This is a genomic window from Mesorhizobium sp. M7A.F.Ca.CA.001.10.2.1, from assembly GCF_003998575.1.
In the GTDB taxonomy this organism is placed as follows: domain Bacteria; phylum Pseudomonadota; class Alphaproteobacteria; order Rhizobiales; family Rhizobiaceae; genus Mesorhizobium.
Window position 1 is genome coordinate 1 of the sequence record NZ_RZQY01000930.1, and the last position, 1,753, is coordinate 1,753.

Annotated in this window: 2 protein-coding genes; one reads left to right on the forward strand and one right to left on the reverse strand. The window is 62.2% G+C overall.

Translation table 11 applies throughout. From position 1 onward, the window contains the following. Positions 1-535 (reverse strand): AsmA family protein (locus tag EN964_RS33600; protein WP_127277382.1); only part of this gene is annotated, 535 nt, incomplete at its 3' end. 153 nt (positions 536-688) lie between these two features. Between EN964_RS33600 and EN964_RS33605 the strand changes: the two genes are divergently transcribed. After that, positions 689-1,651: a Dyp-type peroxidase gene (locus EN964_RS33605; protein ID WP_127273760.1), complete on the forward strand. Its 963-nt coding sequence runs from the start codon at positions 689-691 to the stop codon at positions 1,649-1,651. Positions 1,652-1,753: the final 102 nt, after the last annotated feature.

Consider the following 1,753-nt stretch of genomic DNA (forward strand, 5'->3'; position numbering starts at 1 on the left):
GCCATGGCCCGGCCAGAGACTTGGCCGAGATGGTCGAATTGATCTCGGAAAACAGGTGGCTGCGCCCGCCGGCGGCATGGCGCAGTTCGATCTGCCCTTCCGTCACCGTCAGCTTCTCGATCGAGATCTGATTGAGGTCGCAGGGAGAGGACGGCCGCATCGCCCAGTCGACGGTGCCGTCATTGGCGATATCGATGGTCGCTTTCGGCCGCACCAGCCGCATGTCGAAGATCAGCACTTCGCCGCGCAGGAAGGGCGCCAGTTCCGCATCCATCGAAAACGTCTCGACGGTCATGGCCGGCTGGCCATTGGGGCCGCCGGCGACCGCGACGTTCGAGAAGGTCACCGAGGGAAACGGCAACAGCCTTGCCGTGGCGTCGCCCTGCACGGTCACCTTGCGGCCGAGGATGGCGCTGGCCTCGCGCTCGAATTGGGCGCGGTAGCCGGTCCAGTCGATAAAATACGGCACCACCAGCGCCGCACACAGCACCAGCACAAAAAGGCCACCGAAGATCACGAACAGGCGAGCGAGCATCAGCTCCGAATGGGTTGATTGAAATTCTGCCGCACTCTACCCGCATCCGCGTGTCGATAAAGAGGCAATTCATCCAGTGTTGCGCGATGTCTCATCCGCAGTTGCGTGATATCGGGCGATCTGAAACAAATCCCGGCGAAGCGGAGAATTCGGATGTCTGGAAAGAACTGGGATCGCGTGCCGATCGATGCGCAAAGTGTCGACGCCCCGCTGTCGCTTTCGGCGGTCTTTCTTGTCGTCACCGTCGCCAGCGGTCAGACCGCGCTCGCCAAGATAGCCTCCGTGCTCGGCGGCCTCGATGATCTCGTCAAAACCGTCGGGTTCCGCGATCTTTCCGGGCGGCTTTCGTGCATTGCCGGCATCGGCCGCGATCTCTGGGATCGTCTTTCCCCAGATCGGCGACCGCTGGAACTGAAACCGTTTGCGCCGATCAAGGGTGCCGTTCATTCGGCGCCTTCGACCGCCGGCGATCTTCTCTTCCACATCCGCTCCGAGCGGCCCGATATGTGCTTCGAGTTCGAGCGCATTCTGCTCGACAATCTCGGTGATGCCGTGAACGTCGTCGACGAGGTTTCCGGCTTTCGGTACTTCGATGCGCGTGACCTGCTCGGCTTCGTCGACGGCACGGCCAACCCGACCGGGCTGGACCTTCCGGCCTCGGCACTCGTCGGTGATGAGGACGCCGACTTCGCCGGCGGCAGCTATGTCGTCGTCCAGAAATACCTGCACGATCTCCAGGCCTGGGCGCGCATTCCGACGCCCGAGCAGGAAGCGATCATCGGCCGCACCAAGATCGACAACATCGAAATCGATGATGACGAGGCGCCGCGCAAATCACACAAGTCGCTGGCCACCATCGAGGATACCGATGGCAACGAGTACGACATATTGCGCGACAACATGCCGTTTGGCAGGCCGGGGCAAAAGGAGTTCGGCACCTACTTTATCGGCTACAGCAGGTATCTCTGGGTGATCGAGAGGATGCTGCAGCGAATGTACATCGGTGAGCCGCCGGGCGCTTACGACCGGCTGCTCGATTTCTCGACGCCGCACACCGGCACGACGTTCTTCGCGCCAACCCGCCCCATGCTGCAAACCCTTGTTGAGGACGCATAGAAGACGCCTGCGGCCGCACGGCAGGCCGGCGCCCCAACGATTTCACCCGGCGATTGTCAGAACCCTCAGCGTGCGTCGCGCTTTGCTTGCGCCACCTTGGCC

What these genes read in the sequence shown, in the direction of transcription:
- EN964_RS33605 (WP_127273760.1), top strand. Translation starts at nt 689, where the DNA reads ATGTCTGGAAAGAACTGGGATCGCGTGCCGATCGATGCGCAAAGTGTC.